Origin of the sequence: Bacillus marinisedimentorum (assembly GCF_001644195.2) — a bacterium.
GTDB classification, from domain to species: domain Bacteria; phylum Bacillota; class Bacilli; order Bacillales; family Bacillaceae_O; genus Bacillus_BL; species Bacillus_BL marinisedimentorum.
This window is the reverse complement of record NZ_LWBL02000037.1, coordinates 22,015-39,609: the sequence shown is the minus strand read 5'-3', so window position 1 is coordinate 39,609 and position 17,595 is coordinate 22,015. Positions and strand designations below refer to the sequence as shown.

Below are 17,595 nucleotides of genomic sequence, written 5' to 3'. Positions count from 1 at the left end.
GCGGGGCGGGCGGTGAGCTTCCTCGTCGCTCCTGCGGGGTCGCACCTGTCCCGCTAATCCCGCAGGACATTGAATAAGCTTCCTCGAATTGACACCGCACGAAGAAAATTGGTTTTTATTTTCGAGGAATCTCGCACCTTCCACTCCAATCAACTAGTGAAAAAATCAACATTGAGCTTTAACAAAGCCTAAATTAAAAGACAGATTAGTGGTGTGGGAGGAGTAGCATGCACATTATAGCTAATATAATTGAATATTGGTTTTCAAGTAAAAAGACATTGGTTTATACGACTCTCGATCAACAGGATTATTATAGGGTTGCATCCCTTTTGAAATCAGATTCAATAAAATATAGAGTTGCATCCATTGCAAACACATCTTCGGCACCAGGTGGTCCGTACAGTCATTTCGGCAACGAATATAAATTTTATGTCAAAAAAGAAGATGAAGGAAAAGCATTAACAGCCATCCATAAGAAAAAGTAAAATGTATTATGGATGGCTGTTAATGCCCCTCTTCCCTCCGATGCTGAAAATCTCCAATCTATGCCAGTACCCCACAACAAATTCCAAACGTCAATTTAGAGGAACCGATTGTAATTACAAAAATGCCTTATTCTGAAAAGGAAAGACCTTAATTGCCAATCTCCGTCATTAAGTTTACGGATGCGTTAGTTGAGAATGACAATATTTGCAGTGTGAAAGAGGCTGGGACATAAGTATTTCAGCTAATGATAAACTGGAACGATTAGGTAAGATATCAATGAATCTTCCGCCTAACCGTTCGGGTCCAAGCATGACTTATTTAGTTATGTCCCAACCTCTACCCATGAATCGTTCCTCTAATCGTGCGAGGGCACATCTACATGGACGATTCAGCGGGCATCAACAGCCGCATTTAAAAGAGCCTTTAAAAAAGAAAGGAAATTGTCATTGATAAAATATCCGGGGAAGTCGCCTATTTTAAGAATATAGATAAGGGCAGCGTCACCTCTGTCTTCACTTGAAGAGGCGCCAGCCGGCGAGTTTTCTTTCTTTTTGGACTGTTATTCGTTTGCTACTTTGGATGATAAGAGACAAATAGCCACTGGTTAATTCCATCGTTCAACCTTGCGACCTCATACAAATTTTAGCGATTTTTCAGAAGAAATGGCGAAACTAAAAGAATTTATAGTATAATAGGCAAGGTGAAAAGGAGGGTAGGGGCATGTCAGAGTCCAACTCGAATCAAAATAAGATGAACATGTTTTATAAAAAGCGCAAAGAGAAACAAAATGAAGCACGGGTAGTCCGGAAAATCGTCCTTATCATTGTTACCATCCTTGTTTTGGCGATCATCGGCACAGGAATCGGCGGTTATATGTATGTGAAATCAGCCCTTGAACCGGCGGATGCCAACGACAAGACGATTAAGGACATAACGGTTCCAATCGGCTCATCCGTTTCAAAAATAGCGAATATACTGGAGGAAAACGGCATTGTTAAGGATGCGACAATCTTCCGGTATTACGTGAAATACAAAAATGAACAGGGTTTCCAGGCCGGAGACTATAAACTGAGTCCGTCAATGGAGATAGAGGATATTATCGATTCCCTTAAAACCGGGAAGATCCTTGCTGATCCCATCTTTAAAATGACCGTTCCGGAAGGAAAACAAATCCCTGAAATAATCGAGATCATTGCCAAGCATACACCGTATAAAGAAGAGGAAATAGAGGCCAAGCTGAACGATGAAGCCTATTTGAAAGAGTTGATGGAGCTTTACCCGTCCATGCTGACAGAAGAAATACTCGGGGAAAAGATCAAGCATCCGCTTGAAGGGTATTTATTCCCGGCAACTTATTCGTTTTATGAGGAAAAGCCAAAGCTTGAATTGATTATCGCAAACATGCTTGATAAAACCGAAGCAATTCTTACAAAGTATGATTTGACCGTGCAAGGGGAAGAGTATACTCCACATCAACTCATAACGATGGCATCCCTCATTGAGCAGGAGGCGACCAAAAAGGCCGACCGCAAGAAGATTGCGAGCGTGTTTTATAACCGCCTTGAAAACGACATCCCCCTGCAGACGGATCCGACTGTGCTTTATGCTCTAGGTGAACATAAGCAAAAAGTCTACAAAAAGGATCTTCAAGTCGATTCGCCATATAATACGTATAAATACAAAGATTTACCGCCGGGCCCGATTGCAAGCCCTGGTGAAATGTCATTGAAGGCAGCCCTTGAGCCGGATGACACGGAATTCCTATACTTCCTGGCTACTCCTGAGGGGGAAGTGCTCTTTAATGAGTCGCTCAAGGAGCATAACATCGATAAGAATAAGCACTTGAAAAATTGAGATCATGGGGGAATGCGTAAAAACTCGCATTCCCCCTGTTAGTTATGTTAAAATATATCAGGTTAAGCGGCCGGCAGGATAATTCGGCCGCTTAAAAGCTGATTAAAGGAGGCCTTGCTGTGGTTCCAGAAAATATAACCCGCTATGTGGAGAGCATAATCCCCGAACGCAGCGGACTGATCGAGGAAATGGAACGCTATGCGAAGGAACACCGTGTGCCGATCATGGAATTGACCGGCATCGAAACATTGCTCCAGCTCCTGCGGATGAAGGAACCGGACACCATCCTTGAAATCGGGACAGCAATCGGATATTCCGCTATCCGGATGGCACAGGCCCTTCCGAATGTGCACATTTACACGATTGAGCGCGACGAAGACCGCTATAAGAGAGCGCTTGACTATATTAACCGGGCAGGTCTTGAAGGCCGGATCCATATCCTGCTAGCCGATGCGCTCGAAGCAAAAGACAAGCTGCCCGATTCAATACAGTTTGGTGCCATATTCATAGATGCCGCCAAAGGGCAATATGCTCGTTTTTTTGAACTGTACAGCCCGATGCTTTCAGAAGGCGGCACGATCATATCAGATAACGTTTTGTTCAAAGGCCTTGTAGCTGAAGAACATGTAAATCATAAGCGAATCCGGCCGATGGTGGAAAAATTGAAGAAATATAATAAGATGCTCATGGGCCATGAAGAGTACGATACAGCAATCCTGCCGGTCGGAGATGGGATTGCAATCAGTAAAAAGAGGTGAAGGACATGAAGAAACCCGAACTGCTTGTAACACCCAGGCATGTTGATGATATAGAACAATTGATAAAAGCCGGAGCAGATGCTTTTCTTGTAGGGAAAGAACGGTACGGACTGCGTCTTGCAGGTGAATTCTCCAGGGAAGACATCAAGCGGACGGTCGAGCTTTCCCGCCCGGCGGGTGTGAGGGTATATGCAGCATTAAATGCCATCTTTCACAATGATAAAGTGGATGAGCTGAATGAATATGTCCGCTTTCTGGCTGAGTCCGGCGTTGATGCCATCGTATTCGGCGACCCGGCTGTCCTGATGGCGGCACGCGAAGAAGCGCCGGATATGAAATTGCACTGGAACACCGAGACGACTGCAACCAACTGGTATACATGCAACTTCTGGGGCCGTAAGGGTGCCAAACGGGCCGTTCTCGCCCGTGAGTTGAGTATGGATGAAATTGTGGAAATCAAAGAAAATGCCGAAGTGGAAATCGAAGTCCAGGTCCATGGCATGACAGCGATGTTCCAGTCAAAACGGTCACTGATCGGGAATTACTTCCGCTTTCAGGGCAAAACGATGAAAATCGAAAATAAGGGGCAGGACAAAATGATGTTCCTTTATGATAAAGAGCGGGAAAACAAGTATCCGATTTTTGAAGACGCCAACGGCACTCACATCATGAGTCCGAATGATATCTGTATCATCGATGAACTTGAGGAGATGATCGATGCCGGAATTGACAGCTTCAAAATCGACGGCGTCTTAAAATCATCCGACTACATTTTGAAGGTGACGGAAAAATACCGCAGGGCAATCGACCTTTGTGTCGACGACCGGGATAAGTATGAGGATGAAAAGGACAGCTATCTTGAACAAATCAAGGAAATCCAGCCGGTGAATAGGGACCTTGATACTGGATTCTTCTTTAAAGAAACGGTTTATTAAGAGGAGGAGATTAATATGGCACTTGCAGAAACTGCAGTGAGGGAGAACGGCAAGCGCGTCATCAAGAAAAAGCCTGAACTGCTGGCACCAGCCGGAAACCTTGAAAAACTGAAAGTTGCTGTCCGTTACGGCGCAGATGCCGTTTATATCGGCGGACAGGAATTTGGCCTCCGTTCGAATGCCGGTAATTTCACGATTGAACAGATGGCGGAAGGCGTGGAGTTCGCCAAAAAATTCAATGCGAAAATTTATGTAACGACTAATATATATGCCCATAACGAAAACATGTCCGGCCTTGAAGAATACTTGCGGGATCTGGAAAGAGCAGGAGTGACGGGCATCATCGTCGCCGATCCGCTCATCATCGAAACATGCCAGCGGGTGGCGCCGAATGTGGAGGTGCATCTAAGCACCCAGCAGTCCCTAACCAACTGGAAAGCGGCCCAGTTCTGGAAGGAACAGGGCATGCACAGAGTCGTCCTGGCAAGGGAAGCGAGCCATGACGAAATCAAGGAAATGAAGGAAAAAGTCGATATTGAAATCGAAACATTCATCCATGGAGCCATGTGCATCGCCTATTCCGGCCGCTGTACACTGAGTAACCATATGACTGCGCGCGATTCAAACCGGGGCGGCTGCTGCCAGTCTTGCCGCTGGGATTATGATTTGCTTAAAACTGAAAGCGATGAAAAAGGAGCAGACGAAATCCCCTTGTTTGATGAAGGGGACAAGCCGTTTGCCATGAGTCCGAAGGATTTGAATCTGCTGCTGTCGATCCCGCGGATGATTGAACTGGGAATCGACAGCCTGAAAATCGAAGGCCGGATGAAGTCCATTCATTATGTCGCCACAGTTGTCAGTGTATACCGGAAAGTGATTGATGCATACTGCGCCGATCCTGACAATTTTGAAATCAAGAAGGAATGGATCGAAGAACTTGATAAATGCGCAAACCGTGATACCGCACCAGCCTTCTTTGAAGGGGTGCCGGGACATGAGGAGCAAATGTTCGGTGAACATGGCCGTGCGACAAAATATGAGTTTGCCGGCTTTGTCATGGATTATAATCAGGAAACCGGCATCGTAACCCTGCAGCAGCGCAACCATTTCAAACCAGGTGACGAAGTGGAATTCTTCGGCCCGGAAATTGATAATTTCTCACAGAAAGTCGAAAAGATCTGGGATGAAGACGGCAATGAGCTTGATGCAGCGCGTCATCCGCTTCAGATTGTCAAAATCAAAGCGGCACACCCTGTATTCCCATACAATATGATGCGGAAGGAGAATTAAAATGGGAAAGAAGCCTGTCGTCATCGGGGTTGCCGGAGGATCCGGGTCCGGCAAAACAACCGTTACCCGTGCGATAATCAAGCACTTATCCGAAGAAAACATCCTTATGCTTGAGCAGGATTATTATTACAAAGATCAGAGCGCTTTGCCAATGGAAGAGCGGCTGAAAACGAATTATGACCATCCGTTCGCCTTTGATAATGATCTTTTGATCGATCATATTTATGAGCTCCTGCAGCGGAATCCGATTGAAAAACCGGTTTATGATTATAAAATGCATACCAGATCGACCGAAGTGATAAACGTAGAGCCGAAAGATGTCATTATTCTTGAAGGCATCCTTGTTTTAGAAGATGAACGTCTCCGTGATCTGATGGACATTAAAGTATTTGTTGATACGGATGCCGATATCAGAATCATCCGCCGGCTGCTCCGCGACATTAAAGACAGGGGCCGGAGTATCGATTCTGTCATCGAACAATATGTCAGTGTTGTGCGGCCGATGCATTTGCAATTTATCGAACCGACAAAACGGTATGCTGACATCATCGTTCCTGAAGGCGGCCAAAACCATGTTGCCATTGATCTGCTTGCGACGAAAATCCAGACAGTTCTTGAAGAAAAACCCATTTTGTAATAGCATAGATAAGAGTACGCTTTCATTTTACTGAACTATAATGCTATAATAACTCGTATATGTTAAAGATTTCGGAAGCGAATTTTAAGCGGGGGACTGAACAGAAGAAGGAGTGAAGGGCATGTCTGAAGAAAAAAGCTATTATATGACCGAAGAAGGTAAAGCAAAATTAGAAAATGAACTGGAATACATGAAAACGGAAAAACGGAAAGAAGTTGTTGAGCGTATTAAAATTGCAAGAGGTTTCGGTGATCTTTCTGAGAACTCCGAATACGATGCCGCCAAAGACGAGCAGGCGTTTGTCGAGTCCAGGATCGCCTCTCTTGAAAATATGATCCGCAATGCGGTCATTATTGAAAATGACCAGGCAGCTTCAGATACAGTGGTGCTCGGTAAGACCGTCCGGTTTCAGGAACTTCCAGATGGTGATGAGGAAGAATATCAAATTGTGGGAAGTGCTGAAGCAGACCCATTCGAAGGCAAGATTTCAAATGACTCGCCAATGGCAAAGAGCCTCCTCAGCCGCCGTGTCGGTGAACAGGTTGCCGTTCAGACACCGGGTGGAGAAATCAGCGTAAAAATCATTGACGTTAAATAAACGTATGGAGAAGAACCGGTATGAATTGTTGCCGGTTCTTCTTTTTTAATGTGTTTATCTGTAAAAGGATAATGTTGAAAAAAGGGTTAGCCAAACTGCCGCTTCCCGCACTTACAGAGCCTGGGAACAGCTCTTGGCAGCAGAGGTTCCTGCTTTTTATGGTGACCGGGGAAAGGAACGGGTAAGCTTCAAAAGGGCAGTTCAAAGCTTCCGTATGTCCGTTTGTTTGAATGCCTGCGATTTCGGCGACAATGGACATTGAGGTGGTTGGGCATGAAAACAGGAAAGAGGATTACACAACTGGCTGTTTTATTGGCGGTCTGCCTGCTTCTCTTACTGGGAAGGCTTGTTCAGTTGCAGCTGCTTAGTACTGAAGACTTTTCCCGGCGTGGAATCAATCTGATCCAAAAGAGCATTGAACAGCGGACAAGAAGTCTTGCTCTGAATACGGGACGCGGCACCATTACCGACCGCACCGGCGTTCCCTTGAATGTGGCAGAGAAAACCGAACTCGTCCTTTTTCCATTCATAAAAGATATGGAGTGGCCGGTCGGAAAAGTTGCGGAAATTGCCGGCGTTTCCGAAGAGGAACTTCATGAAGCGGTAAAAGAAGCAGCTGAACCGGTTGTTTTTAAAAACGATGATTCTTTCCAGCTGTCAAAAACAGAGGCAGAGAAAATCAACGGATTGAATATCCCAGGGGTGTTCGCCGTTTCAAGGCAAACAGAAACGCGGAACATTCCAGCTTCCCATTTGATTGGCATTACGGGTGAGAACCCTGCTTTACTCCGGCAAAGATATCCGGAAAAACTTGAAGCCGGAACGGTGAGGGAGTCTACAAAGCTCGGCATTACAGGCCTTGAAGCTTCATTTGACGAGTTTTTGGTGAGCGAAGGACCCGAAGAACTTTTATATCATGTTGACCGCCAGGGTGGACCGCTCTTTGGCCTGGAAGTCAAATACGCAGCACCAGCGAATCCGTATTATCCCATTAAAATAAAAACGACCATCGACCGTGCTGTACAGGAAAAAGCGGAAGAGATTCTTGACGGCAACCGCCTTGAAAATGGGGGCCTTGTCCTGCTTGATATAAAAAAAAGTGAAGTTCTTGCACTGGCGAGCCGGCCGCATTATGGTTCTGAATCGCCTCTTGAAGGAAAAGGGGGGCTTAATCAGATGCTCCAGCCGCTGGTCCCCGGTTCCATCTTTAAAATTGTGACTGCCGCCGCATCAATCGAGAAAGATATCGCAGGGCCAAACCGCACATTTGACTGTAATCAGAACTTATATGGAGACGGGGCAGCCGCCCGCCCGAAAGGACATTTATCATTCCCGGAAAGCTTCGCCCAGAGCTGTAACCGAACCTTTGCCCAGCTTGCACAAGAGCTTTTAAAAGACAATCCGGATACGCTTGATGACTATGCGGAAAAACTGGGCATCACTGCCCGGTCAGGATGGACAGGTGACTTATATCATCTGGGGGAATTCCGGCAGCTGAAGGAAGAAAAAGGCGGCCAAATCTGGGAAGAACAGGGCGAACAATATGAAAAGAAATCGCACAAGGCTGTAGCTCAGACGGCAATCGGCCAAAAAAATGTGAGAGTATCTCCGCTTGCGGCAGCCAATATGATGGCGACGATTGCCAGGGGCGGTCAGTCTAAGCAGGTCAAAGCCGTAAGCGAAATTCTTTATAAAAATGATTCAGTCATGTACGCTTTTGACGATAGAGTGTTAGTGGATGAAACGATAAGCCCGTATACAGCAAATGTTTTAAAGGAAATGCTGTTGGAGGTCACAGAAAGCGAAAAAGGAACCGGCCGTTTCCTTCAGCACGCTGAATATAAGGTGGCGGGAAAATCCGGCACAGCCGAAGTGGGCGGCGGGCAAAACCTTGAGAACAAATGGTTCATCGGCTATTTTCCGGCGGAAAAACCCAAATATGCGCTGGCGGTCGTAAGCATTGCCGGCGAGGCGGGAACACATCCGGCCAATTCGGTTTTTCTGGATATGGTCAATGCGCTTCATGACCATGATGCGGCTGGTGAACCGGCACAGGCGGAAGCAGGGGCATAAAATGATTAACACTCCACCTGAAAAGTGATAAAATACACTCTGTACTGATATCTCGTTTTCGAGGAGGAAACCATGGCAAACACGGGAAGAAGATTGGCAAAGAAATCGAGGGAAAGAAGATACAACAAATTATTGAACACATTTATAGCAGTCGTCCTCGGTTTGATTGTCCTCATCGGGGGCTCGATTCTGCTGGGAAACAATGACGAAGAGGCCTCTGTTGAACCGCAGCCTGATACGGGGTCAGAAGAAGCTTCCGGTAACGAAGAGCAAGAGGCGGTTCCTGAAAAGGAAGAGACCTCTGATGCTGCAGGAGATGAAACATCCCAGGCTGAAGACAGTGGAGAAGATAACAGCAGTGATGAGGAACAAACTGATGAAAATGGAGAAGAACAAAACGGGGAAGAAGCTTCTGCCGGTGAAGGCGATGATGTTACTGAACAATACAGTGACAACCCGAATGTTGTCAGTGCCGTTAAAGGGGCATGGGAGCCGATTGGCACAGAGCAGGAAGGTGCCCATGAAGCTACTGAATATAATAAGGGAAGCCAGGAATGGAAAGAGATGGAGCAGGCAGCCGCATACGGTGCAGGGCTGGATCCTAACAATATGATCACTTGGAGAATCGAAAATAATGGCGGTCCTCAACGATCCCATGCTGTAATTACCCCTAAGGACCAATCCGCAATTTATGATGTCGAGCTGGTGTGGGTTGATGGACAGGGCTGGAAGCCCGAAGTGGTGAAACAGCTGAAAGAGAATCCATGGAAGTGACAGCATAGCCAATAAAAAAGCGGCATTCATCTTCGAATGCCGCTGGTTCTTGTTTTAGGCGAGGCCCTGGGAGGTTCAATTTTTCGATTTGAAATGGACCGCTGCAGAATAAATTGGCCTGCCGATTTCAGGATGAAACGACACATGGTGTGATACGGAATGGACTTCAAGTAATATCGCCTTGTTATCCTCTATTTTTTCGTTGACCGCTTTTTCAAGCGCACTTATTGATGGGGCTTCGAAAAATTCCACTTTATCGGATAGTGGGGTTAGATCCAGCTTCATAAATGGACATCCTTTCTGAAGTATATACAAAAAAAATTTATCACAGGTTTCAAATTGCGACAAAGAAATGAGGGGTTAGATATGAGAATCGGTATCATAGGGGCAATGGACGAAGAAGTCGAATTGCTGCGCGAAAAGATTGCAGACAGAAACGAAACATCCGTCGCAGGGTGCGATTTTTACTGCGGGACAATAGGAGGCCTTGATGTTGTGCTTCTTAAGTCAGGAATCGGAAAAACCAATGCAGCGATGGCAACGGCCATCCTGAATGAACGGTTCAAGCCGGATTATGTCATCAACACCGGCTCAGCGGGAGGATTTCATCAAAAACTTGATGTAGGCGATGTCGTCATTTCAGAAGAGGTGCGCCACCATGATGTGGATGCGACTATCTTCGGTTATGAATATGGACAGGTTCCGCAAATGCCGGCAGGGTATAAGCCTGACCCTTACCTGGTGGATGTGGCTGAAAAAGCCGCAGCCAAGCTGGAAGGAGCTGCAGTTGAGCGCGGCCTTATCGCAACCGGTGATTCGTTTATGAATGACGCGGATCGTGTTGAATTTGTGAGGAAGAAGTTTCCGGACTTGTATGCAGCAGAAATGGAGGCCGCTTCGATCGCCCAGGTTTGCCACCAGTTCGGCATACCGTTTGTCATTATCCGTTCCTTGTCTGATATCGCCGGAAAAGAATCGAACATCAGTTTTGAACAATTTCTTGAAAAGGCAGCGCTTCATTCGGCCAACCTGATTTTGGATATGCTTGACATCATCGGAGATAAAAACAGGTGAGCTCAGGACGAAATCGAACTTCAGTGACGAAATCATAAATTTGCTTCACAAGCTAAATCAGATGGATTTCACATTATAATGCAAACAACAAGGAGCTTCGTTATAAGCTCCTTGTTGTTTGTTGATTTTTTGTTATTCCCCAAAAGCATCCATGAATAAATACTTCGTGAATATGAAGTACCTATTCTTGGCTTACCCGTTCCTTTCATTGCAGGCATTCGCTTTCCCCACAGAAACAAGTGTGACATTCATTCCTGCTCTCTCTCTTCCTTTTTTTGCATGTTATTGCAACCATTACATTCTCCGCTGACTTCAATCTTATGTTATCGTAAAAAGTGAGTTTCATAGTTTCAATGGAAAGGAGTAACGTGATGAACGCATACAGACTTAAACACCTGGCGGAAAAGGCAGTTGATTTCAAGCGGTTTGCCCATGTGCTCCTTACTGTAAGTGTATTCCTTTATTTTGGCGTACTGATTGGACAGGCCACCGGCGGCCAAAAAGAAGAAATGCAGTTACTTGTGATGCTGGGCAGCACTGCTGTTTTCCTCGGGGGATCGGCATTTTTTTATAACCGCTCCCGGAAGATAATGAAACAAATTGCGGAAGAAACAAACAGCGCTTAATAGGTTTTACAAAAAATAGCATTAAAAAAATGACTGCTCATAGGGCAGTCATTTTTTGATGCATAGCTGCATACGCCGCTATCCGGTGCTCTCCGCATTTCTTATATGCAGGAGGTTTTTTAGTTTTTCTTGCCATTTCTGGTCATCAAGGATGATCTGGAAAGAAATGCGCCTGTTTTTTGCCCTGGCACCGGGTGAGGCGCCGGAGACGACAGGTTTGTATTCCGAGTAGCCGGTTGCGGCAAGATATTTGGCGTAATCTTTATGCTGCAGCTGCGGGTTGCTTTTCATCAAGTATTTGACAACTGCGACAGCACGATCGGCTGACAGTGTCCAGTTATCATATGGAACGGTGTCTGTATGGCCTTCCACCAGAATGATATAGAGGTAGCGGTTCATCTCCTGGTCCTCGATAATTTCTACAAGCGCCTGGCTAAGCGAGAACAGGATCTGTTTCCCGGCCGGGTTGATTTCGGCGCTTCCAGTCGCAAAAAGAATGTCGCCTTCTATCGAAATCGTATTGTTTGGCCCGCGGATGATTTTGTCTTTTCCGACGTTTTCTTCCAACTTCTTCTCGATTTTATCGGATATATGCTTTTTAATGTCTGCCGTTTTCCTTAGTTCCTGCCTCACTTCGGTTTGCTCATATGCTTCATAAATCGCCTGGACAAACGCAATCAACGTTATGAAGAGCATGACCAGGACAGCCATTGCCATCATATCAGTGAATGAAGGCCAGTAAAATTCTTGTTGTGGACCCGAATCGTTGAAGCGCCTCTTTGATTTTCGGTGCCTCATGTTCACTCACCCGCCCGTGAGCCGAAACGCTGGCGGATGCCGGACTCATCAGCGGAGAGCAGTCCAGAATGGCGCCGGGATGATTCCGCTGCCCGGTGGATAAGTTCGTATACCTCCTGCAAGTCCCTGTGGATTTGGGCAGCATCCTGATGAAGGCTTCCTGTCATGCGTTCAAGTGCTCTTATCCATTCATTGCGGTCATCCTGAAATGAATTGAATTGCTGGCTTTGCTGGCGTTCCCTGCTCAATTGATCAAACAAATCTCTCTTCAAGCGCTCAACTGTTTCATACCACGCTTTTTCCAGCTGATTGACAGACCCGGAAAACTCCTGGGCTGAGCGGTAATAGGAATCCTGATTTTCCTGGAGGCGCCGATACCATTCATCCTGTCTGGATTCACTCCTGCGTTCAAGCGCCTCCTGTTGTTCATGGCTTCTTGCCAACTGCTCGTCAAGTCCTCGCAAATACTGGCTGTTCAGCTCCTTTACCCGCTGATCCGTTGACTTGATGACTTCATCAGACCGGTTGACCAGATGCTCAAACCGCCTCTGCATCTGTTCCGCCGCCTTATCCTGTCCCTTTATTGTCTGTTCAAGGCTTGCAAGTCCTTTTGAAACGCTGCCGGCCGACTGTTCGAGTGAATGTGTCAGTCTTCCCGCCCGTTCAAAGGATGAAGAGATCGAGTCGCCGAACTCCTTTAAACTGCCGGCACTTTCTGAGAAAGTCCTGCTGGCTGTTTCCTGGTCTTTCAGGATGTTTTGCACCCGATCCATTGCAACATTGAGACTTTCTGTGAAGCCGACCATTTTTTCGCTGAACGTTCCCACACTCCGGTCGAAACTTTCTTGCACCTTTCCGACAAACCGGTCAAACACCTTTTCCAGATAGTCGCGCGGTTTTTCCTCCGTCACATCCGCGGAGACACGATAATCGAGGACTGTTTCACTAGCAGCTGCAACTTCTTCAATCAGGAAAGTGACGCTTTTTCCGCTATTGAAAAAGCCATTTTGAAACAGGGTGAGAAGAAGCGCTGCGCTAATGCCGGCAATACTGGTGATAAAGGCCAGGCTCATGCCTTGAAATGGTTCGATCAATGCTGCAACAAGCGTGTCGATGGTAAGGTTTGTGCCTGATGATACGCTGAGTGCACCGAGCAGGTCTTGCATCGAATAAAGGGCAAGGGTCAGACCAGTGAATGTTCCGAGGAGCCCGAAAATAATGGCGGCTGATGGGAGCTGTGATTGGAAACGGACCAGATTTCCGACCGGTACCGGGAATATGCCGAGCAGCTTTACTCTGGCACTGTAAAGATACCTTTCAATCAGCACGCCGGTATTCGGTTCTTCCGCTGTTTTCAATCGAAAGTCCCGGTATTCCTCTTCCATTTTTGCAAACCAGATGATATCGTGAGCGTTACCTCTTGCTGCGGAGGTATAGCTTCTTATATGATCGACCCATCTTTGTAAAATGGAAACGGCCTGCAAATGGATCAATATCCCGAAAAAAAAGATGGAAGCGATAATTGCCAGAAAGCCTGTCGTTAAACTCATATACATCCCCCCTGTAAATATCTATGTACAAACCCCGGCACTTTTGCTATGAAACCGAAAAAGAGCTGTACTTTCATGGGAAATTGCAAATTGGAAGAAAATTAATAAAAAAGCGTTTACTTTTCATAATTCTTTGGTTATACTTTCCTTGAGCGAATAAAAATTACGGAGCAAGGAGGTCGAATAACATGATCAAAGGCAAAGCAATCAACACGTACAAAACTTCATATGCAAATCACCATTTATTCGACCTGAAGGTAATGGCGTAATCAGAAAACGGATTTTTCCGGACTTCTCCAGAAACCTTCATCAATCCAAGCCGCAGGCCGAATAAAGGCATCTGCGATTTTTTTATGTCTTTTTTACGAAACTGACAACATCCGCAGGTGTCTTTGCCTGCGGCTTTTTTGTGCCTGAAAAGAGGCTTTTTGTTAAAACCTGGCTTAAATCATGCCGGTTTTTATAAAAAGGCTTTGTTAAAGCTCAATGTTGATTTTTGCACTAGTTGATTGGAGTGTAAGGTGCGAGACTCCTGTGGGAATAGCGGGACAGCTGAGACCCCGCAGGAGCGACGTGGAGGCTCAGCGCCCGCCCCGCGGCAAAGAAGACACTGTGAGTGCGACCGGAGGGAAGCAGGAACAGATGTCGCACTTGTGCCTGTGGTGCAAAGAAGACACTGTGAGTGCGACCGGAGGGAAGCAGAAACGGATGTCGCACTTGTGCCCTTGGGTGAAAGCGAGTGCCTGCAGCGGAAATCAACACTAACGTTTAACAGAGCCTATAAAAAATAATGAAACAAGGAGGGACTAAAATGACCATTCATTTACTTTTCGTTACCGTTACGATCCACAAACATCAGACGACGAATGAAGAGCTGGAAGACCGCAAACGCATCAAAACGATCACAGATGACATGATGGACCGAAAATTTGAGTTTTACAATCTTTATTAATCTAAAGAAAAGGAGCGGATGATCATGATTCCGATGAAGAGAGCGTTTTTAATCTGGCTGTCTGAAGAGAGGGACATCGACTGATATCAAGCGAAGCAAGGAGGGAGACAAATGACCATTTATCTGTTTTTCGTCACAGTGACCATACAGAAGCATCACTTGACAAATGAAGAATTCGAAAACCGCAACCGCATCAAATCGATCACAGAAAAAATGACCGACCGCAAATGTGAATTTTATAATATTTATTAAAATATGAAGAAGAGGAGTGTATTAAGATGATTCCGATGAAGAGGGCGTTTCTAATTTGGCTGGCTGTAGAGAGAGATACTGACTGATTACGCTGAGAGAATCAAGGAGGCATATTTATGTTAACGTTTACGTTTTTCGCTTTTGATATCACTGTCAAAACGCGCAAAGCCGGAAAGTGCGGAAGTTATTGTTCTTTCGCGGACCGGCAGCTTGCAAAACGGTTGACCGAAAAAATGACCGATCACAAATGTGAACATCATTTATATATGTAAAAAAATGAAAGAGCACCTGCGATGCGGGTGCTCTTTCATTTGGCCGCAAAGCGGCAGAGTCTGCTCAAACCCAGGAGGCAGGAGGTTTTGCACAGATTTCCAGCCGCCAATTACAACAACACTGCAGGAGCCAACCGTCCAGCAGCCGCCCTTTCCTCCTGCGCGGTTCTGGAAAACATTTTCGTGCATGAAACAATATTTGCAAACCATAATAATGGCGAAATGTGAAGGAGGTTGTGGAAGTGGACAAAAACATGTTCGGCAAACAGCAAAAATCAGCTAAAAAGCCTAAACAAGCAGAAGAACGCCAGGCAGGTTACGGAGATAAGAAAACGGAGGGGCCTAACCGTCCTTCAACCTGAATGTACAAGGAGGGATATCATGAAAGACAAAAAATTCGAACCATCTCCATATCGGCAGCCTAACGCATGGCCTGAAGAAGTTCTTGATGGTATCGCCGAAACATACTCGCTGATGAACAATTCATACCTTGCCGGTTCATTTGATGAAGCCGAAGAAAAAACAGAAGGATCGTACCATGAAGCCATAAAAGAAAGGTCGCGGTAATACGAACAGTTTTGTTTTTTAAGGTGCAAAATTCGCAAATTGTATTGGAAAAGGGATATCAAGTCGAAAAAGCCGCCATTTTTAATTTTTGGCTAACGCCGATGCACCAGCATAAGAATACGATACTGAGGAAGGGCTCTCCGCATTTCTCCATCGGACAGACACACAGCAGGGCAAACGCACATATATATGCTATGTAACATGTGCAATTATCTCGGTGGAGGTGAAACGTTTGTCCAGTATTCTGGCAACGGTAAGCTACTTTCTCAAGGAGCTGTTCTTCCTCGTATCATATGTAAAAAACAATGCATTTCCCCAGCCTTTATCAGACCAGGAGGAAAAGAAATACCTGAACTTGATGGCCGAGGGAGATGAAGAAGCCCGGAACCGCTTGATCGAACATAATCTTCGCCTGGTGGCGCACATCGTAAAAAAGTTTGAAAATACCGGAGAAGACCAGGAAGACCTGATTTCCATCGGGACAATCGGGCTGATCAAAGCAATTGAAAGTTATTCACAGGGAAAAGGCACTAAACTTGCGACATATGCGGCCCGCTGTATAGAAAACGAAATATTGATGCATTTGCGTGCCCTCAAAAAAACAAAAAAGGATATTTCCCTTCACGATCCGATCGGGCAGGATAAGGAAGGCAACCAAATATCGCTGATCGATGTGCTGAAAGCCGACACGGAAGACTTGATTGAAACGATCCAATTGAGCATGGAATTACGGAAGATTTACGACTTCATCCATATTTTAGATGACCGCGAAAAAGAAGTGATCATCGGCCGGTTTGGGCTTGATTTGAAGAAAGAGAAGACGCAGCGGGAAATTGCCAGGGAGCTTGGGATCTCACGAAGCTATGTTTCGAGAATCGAAAAAAGGGCCTTGATGAAACTATTCCACGAGTTTTATAAGCATCGGTATGACCAGAAACCTGAGATTAAAAAGAAGCGCCATTTGTCTTGATGTACTGTATCGCCCCGGTTTATCAGCCGGGCTTTACTTATTCGGCAAATGTGTCCAGGCATTTTATTGCCGCTTGCTGCCCAGCTGAGTATAATCCCAATAGCCGCTCTTGATTTTTTCCGCCAGCTTACGGCTGTAACGCTGCAATTCGGGTTCAAGCTCTCCGGTGTCAAGGTCATCAATCGAATATGTAACGATTGCTCCTTTATGGAAATCAAGAACGGCAATATAGATCTGTGCAGCCTGTTTCCATGTATATAAAATATGATATCTGACCACGAGCGGTCGCCACCTTTCCGATTGTCATGGATTGGACTGGGGCCCCTGAATGTTCCCCGTTTCATTCAGTTTACCCGAAAATATGTTCGGGTAAAAGTGTTAAAAGAACATTCGTTCGTATATAATGAAAGTAAGGAACAATAAAGGGGCTGAAAGGAATGGAGAACGTTTTGGAAAGATGCCGGGAACAGCACATGCCTGCTGAAATCATCTATCTTTCTGAAAAAGGTGAAATCAGCCATCGCATCATTTTGGTAAAGGAATTGAATATGACATATTGCCGTGCCTATTGCACGTCCAAACACGCCGTGCGCACGTTTAAATTGAAGAATATCCTGTCAGGGCGCCCGTACAACGGCAAAACTGGAAACAGGAGCATTACGATGGCCCGGTGACAGGGCAAATGTCCATACACCAGGGAAAATTTTTGCATAAGCTATGGCAAGAAAAGGTCAGGCAAAGGAGGTTCATCCATGCACCCATATGGACCGGGCGGGTTCCCTTTTCCGGAACCTGTTCATGCTTGCTGCTGCCAGGCTTACTGCGGGCTTCCGCCTTACCCGCCTTATCATCATGCCCGGAGAGGTTATGCATTTTTTGTTATTTTGCTGGTGTTGCTGCTCGTTGCGGGAGGCGGATATTACTACTATGACAAATACAGGTAAAGGCATCCGCTACGGATGCCTTTATTCATTGTTAAGGAATTATAAAATGTAAGCGTTATGGATTAAAAGCGAGAAGAGAATCTTCCAGCTCCAGGCGCCAGCGGCTATCGTCATAAGCGGGCGCCTTGCGCATTTGTTCCCATATAGGAAAGTATAAATTGTCAGCAAGGGAGTATTTCCACGCA

At 45.8% G+C, this 17,595-nt stretch carries 23 protein-coding genes; 19 read left to right on the top strand and 4 right to left on the bottom strand.

All coding sequences use genetic code 11. The features are described 5' to 3' along the window. The first annotated feature begins 227 nt into the window (after positions 1 to 227). From A4U59_RS10985 to A4U59_RS10945, 9 genes are all read left to right on the top strand, one after another. Positions 228 to 485 (top strand): hypothetical protein, encoded by a 258-nt coding sequence (locus A4U59_RS10985; protein ID WP_070120770.1) that lies wholly within the window; start codon positions 228 to 230, stop codon positions 483 to 485. Between the two features lie 721 nt (positions 486 to 1,206). Then, complete coding sequence (gene mltG, locus A4U59_RS10980) at positions 1,207 to 2,340, top strand: endolytic transglycosylase MltG (RefSeq protein WP_070120769.1); 1,134 nt, start codon at positions 1,207 to 1,209, stop codon at positions 2,338 to 2,340. A 119-nt stretch (positions 2,341 to 2,459) separates the two neighbouring features. Further along, positions 2,460 to 3,098 carry an O-methyltransferase gene (locus tag A4U59_RS10975; protein ID WP_070120768.1) on the top strand — a complete coding sequence of 213 codons (639 nt, stop codon included), beginning with the start codon at positions 2,460 to 2,462 and terminating at the stop codon, positions 3,096 to 3,098. Between the two features lie 5 nt (positions 3,099 to 3,103). Continuing rightward, positions 3,104 to 4,033, top strand: coding sequence for a peptidase U32 family protein (locus tag A4U59_RS10970; RefSeq protein ID WP_070120767.1), 930 nt, complete (start codon positions 3,104 to 3,106; stop codon positions 4,031 to 4,033). Positions 4,034 to 4,048: 15 nt separating this feature from the next. Further along, complete coding sequence (locus A4U59_RS10965; protein WP_070120766.1) at positions 4,049 to 5,323, top strand: peptidase U32 family protein; 1,275 nt, start codon at positions 4,049 to 4,051, stop codon at positions 5,321 to 5,323. Between the two features lies 1 nt (position 5,324). Next, entirely contained in the window at positions 5,325 to 5,960 is a 636-nt protein-coding gene (gene udk / locus A4U59_RS10960; RefSeq protein WP_070120765.1) for a uridine kinase, read from the top strand. Between the two features lie 121 nt (positions 5,961 to 6,081). Further along, positions 6,082 to 6,558 (top strand): transcription elongation factor GreA, encoded by a 477-nt coding sequence (gene greA, locus A4U59_RS10955; protein ID WP_070120764.1) that lies wholly within the window; start codon positions 6,082 to 6,084, stop codon positions 6,556 to 6,558. A 273-nt stretch (positions 6,559 to 6,831) separates the two neighbouring features. Continuing rightward, positions 6,832 to 8,631, top strand: coding sequence for a peptidoglycan D,D-transpeptidase FtsI family protein (locus tag A4U59_RS10950; RefSeq protein ID WP_070120763.1), 1,800 nt, complete (start codon positions 6,832 to 6,834; stop codon positions 8,629 to 8,631). A 72-nt stretch (positions 8,632 to 8,703) separates the two neighbouring features. Beyond that, positions 8,704 to 9,405 carry a YrrS family protein gene (locus tag A4U59_RS10945; RefSeq protein WP_070120762.1) on the top strand — a complete coding sequence of 234 codons (702 nt, stop codon included), beginning with the start codon at positions 8,704 to 8,706 and terminating at the stop codon, positions 9,403 to 9,405. A 75-nt stretch (positions 9,406 to 9,480) separates the two neighbouring features. On the opposite strand, the gene A4U59_RS10940 is transcribed toward A4U59_RS10945, so the two are convergent. Beyond that, complete coding sequence (locus tag A4U59_RS10940) at positions 9,481 to 9,690, bottom strand: DUF2536 family protein (protein ID WP_070120761.1); 210 nt, start codon at positions 9,688 to 9,690, stop codon at positions 9,481 to 9,483. Positions 9,691 to 9,771: 81 nt separating this feature from the next. On the opposite strand from A4U59_RS10940, the gene mtnN reads away from it, so the two are divergent. Both mtnN and A4U59_RS10930 read left to right on the top strand, forming a co-directional pair. Next, complete coding sequence (mtnN, locus tag A4U59_RS10935; protein WP_070120760.1) at positions 9,772 to 10,479, top strand: 5'-methylthioadenosine/S-adenosylhomocysteine nucleosidase; 708 nt, start codon at positions 9,772 to 9,774, stop codon at positions 10,477 to 10,479. Positions 10,480 to 10,850: 371 nt separating this feature from the next. Further along, positions 10,851 to 11,105, top strand: coding sequence for a YrhC family protein (locus A4U59_RS10930; RefSeq protein WP_070120759.1), 255 nt, complete (start codon positions 10,851 to 10,853; stop codon positions 11,103 to 11,105). 78 nt (positions 11,106 to 11,183) lie between these two features. On the opposite strand, the gene A4U59_RS10925 is transcribed toward A4U59_RS10930, so the two are convergent. Together A4U59_RS10925 and A4U59_RS10920 are read right to left on the bottom strand one after the other, a co-directional pair. Then, a complete protein-coding gene (locus A4U59_RS10925) occupies positions 11,184 to 11,903 on the bottom strand; it encodes an OmpA/MotB family protein (protein WP_070120758.1) in 720 nt (239 codons plus the stop codon). 2 nt (positions 11,904 to 11,905) lie between these two features. Next, positions 11,906 to 13,453: a hypothetical protein gene (locus A4U59_RS10920; RefSeq protein ID WP_070120757.1), complete on the bottom strand. Its 1,548-nt coding sequence runs from the start codon at positions 13,451 to 13,453 to the stop codon at positions 11,906 to 11,908. Between the two features lie 811 nt (positions 13,454 to 14,264). Here A4U59_RS10920 and A4U59_RS20870 point away from each other — a divergent pair. The 6 genes from A4U59_RS20870 (at position 14,265) to sigK (ending at position 16,466) form a co-directional block, all read left to right on the top strand. Further along, positions 14,265 to 14,405, top strand: coding sequence for a YrzI family small protein (locus tag A4U59_RS20870; protein WP_157888168.1), 141 nt, complete (start codon positions 14,265 to 14,267; stop codon positions 14,403 to 14,405). Between the two features lie 111 nt (positions 14,406 to 14,516). Further along, on the top strand, positions 14,517 to 14,657 hold the full coding sequence (locus A4U59_RS20865; protein WP_083270798.1) for a YrzI family small protein: 141 nt from the start codon (positions 14,517 to 14,519) through the stop codon (positions 14,655 to 14,657). 116 nt (positions 14,658 to 14,773) lie between these two features. Next, positions 14,774 to 14,929 carry a hypothetical protein gene (locus A4U59_RS21360; protein WP_157888167.1) on the top strand — a complete coding sequence of 52 codons (156 nt, stop codon included), beginning with the start codon at positions 14,774 to 14,776 and terminating at the stop codon, positions 14,927 to 14,929. Between the two features lie 87 nt (positions 14,930 to 15,016). Beyond that, a complete protein-coding gene (locus tag A4U59_RS21750) occupies positions 15,017 to 15,157 on the top strand; it encodes a hypothetical protein (protein ID WP_169823948.1) in 141 nt (46 codons plus the stop codon). Between the two features lie 153 nt (positions 15,158 to 15,310). Next, the gene (locus A4U59_RS10915; RefSeq protein ID WP_070120756.1) at positions 15,311 to 15,496 is read left to right on the top strand and encodes a hypothetical protein; all 186 of its coding nucleotides are present in this window, start codon (positions 15,311 to 15,313) and stop codon (positions 15,494 to 15,496) included. A 232-nt stretch (positions 15,497 to 15,728) separates the two neighbouring features. Beyond that, entirely contained in the window at positions 15,729 to 16,466 is a 738-nt protein-coding gene (gene sigK / locus A4U59_RS10910; RefSeq protein WP_070120755.1) for an RNA polymerase sporulation sigma factor SigK, read from the top strand. A 63-nt stretch (positions 16,467 to 16,529) separates the two neighbouring features. Here the strand turns inward: sigK and A4U59_RS10905 are convergent, their stop codons facing one another. Continuing rightward, the gene (locus tag A4U59_RS10905) at positions 16,530 to 16,745 is read right to left on the bottom strand and encodes a hypothetical protein (RefSeq protein WP_070120754.1); all 216 of its coding nucleotides are present in this window, start codon (positions 16,743 to 16,745) and stop codon (positions 16,530 to 16,532) included. 158 nt (positions 16,746 to 16,903) lie between these two features. On the opposite strand from A4U59_RS10905, the gene A4U59_RS10900 reads away from it, so the two are divergent. Together A4U59_RS10900 and A4U59_RS10895 are read left to right on the top strand one after the other, a co-directional pair. Then, positions 16,904 to 17,140 carry a hypothetical protein gene (locus A4U59_RS10900; protein WP_070120753.1) on the top strand — a complete coding sequence of 79 codons (237 nt, stop codon included), beginning with the start codon at positions 16,904 to 16,906 and terminating at the stop codon, positions 17,138 to 17,140. A 78-nt stretch (positions 17,141 to 17,218) separates the two neighbouring features. Next, positions 17,219 to 17,410 carry a hypothetical protein gene (locus A4U59_RS10895; protein WP_070120752.1) on the top strand — a complete coding sequence of 64 codons (192 nt, stop codon included), beginning with the start codon at positions 17,219 to 17,221 and terminating at the stop codon, positions 17,408 to 17,410. The last annotated feature ends 185 nt before the right edge of the window (positions 17,411 to 17,595 follow it).

Bases quoted from the DNA above. Each gene is read 5' to 3' on its own strand.
- A4U59_RS10985 (WP_070120770.1), top strand. From the start codon at position 228: ATGCACATTATAGCTAATATAATTGAATATTGGTTTTCAAGTAAAAAG.
- A4U59_RS10895 (WP_070120752.1), top strand. From the start codon at position 17,219: ATGCACCCATATGGACCGGGCGGGTTCCCTTTTCCGGAACCTGTTCAT.
- A4U59_RS10900 (WP_070120753.1), top strand. From the start codon at position 16,904: ATGGAGAACGTTTTGGAAAGATGCCGGGAACAGCACATGCCTGCTGAA.
- A4U59_RS10950 (WP_070120763.1), top strand. From the start codon at position 6,832: ATGAAAACAGGAAAGAGGATTACACAACTGGCTGTTTTATTGGCGGTC.
- greA (WP_070120764.1), top strand. From the start codon at position 6,082: ATGTCTGAAGAAAAAAGCTATTATATGACCGAAGAAGGTAAAGCAAAA.
- A4U59_RS20870 (WP_157888168.1), top strand. From the start codon at position 14,265: ATGACCATTCATTTACTTTTCGTTACCGTTACGATCCACAAACATCAG.
- udk (WP_070120765.1), top strand. From the start codon at position 5,325: ATGGGAAAGAAGCCTGTCGTCATCGGGGTTGCCGGAGGATCCGGGTCC.
- A4U59_RS10945 (WP_070120762.1), top strand. From the start codon at position 8,704: ATGGCAAACACGGGAAGAAGATTGGCAAAGAAATCGAGGGAAAGAAGA.
- mltG (WP_070120769.1), top strand. From the start codon at position 1,207: ATGTCAGAGTCCAACTCGAATCAAAATAAGATGAACATGTTTTATAAA.
- A4U59_RS10940 (WP_070120761.1), bottom strand. From the start codon at position 9,690: ATGAAGCTGGATCTAACCCCACTATCCGATAAAGTGGAATTTTTCGAA.
- A4U59_RS21360 (WP_157888167.1), top strand. From the start codon at position 14,774: ATGTTAACGTTTACGTTTTTCGCTTTTGATATCACTGTCAAAACGCGC.
- A4U59_RS10920 (WP_070120757.1), bottom strand. From the start codon at position 13,453: ATGAGTTTAACGACAGGCTTTCTGGCAATTATCGCTTCCATCTTTTTT.
- A4U59_RS10915 (WP_070120756.1), top strand. From the start codon at position 15,311: ATGAAAGACAAAAAATTCGAACCATCTCCATATCGGCAGCCTAACGCA.
- A4U59_RS10930 (WP_070120759.1), top strand. From the start codon at position 10,851: ATGAACGCATACAGACTTAAACACCTGGCGGAAAAGGCAGTTGATTTC.
- mtnN (WP_070120760.1), top strand. From the start codon at position 9,772: ATGAGAATCGGTATCATAGGGGCAATGGACGAAGAAGTCGAATTGCTG.
- A4U59_RS10925 (WP_070120758.1), bottom strand. From the start codon at position 11,903: ATGAGGCACCGAAAATCAAAGAGGCGCTTCAACGATTCGGGTCCACAA.
- A4U59_RS10965 (WP_070120766.1), top strand. From the start codon at position 4,049: ATGGCACTTGCAGAAACTGCAGTGAGGGAGAACGGCAAGCGCGTCATC.
- A4U59_RS10970 (WP_070120767.1), top strand. From the start codon at position 3,104: ATGAAGAAACCCGAACTGCTTGTAACACCCAGGCATGTTGATGATATA.
- A4U59_RS20865 (WP_083270798.1), top strand. From the start codon at position 14,517: ATGACCATTTATCTGTTTTTCGTCACAGTGACCATACAGAAGCATCAC.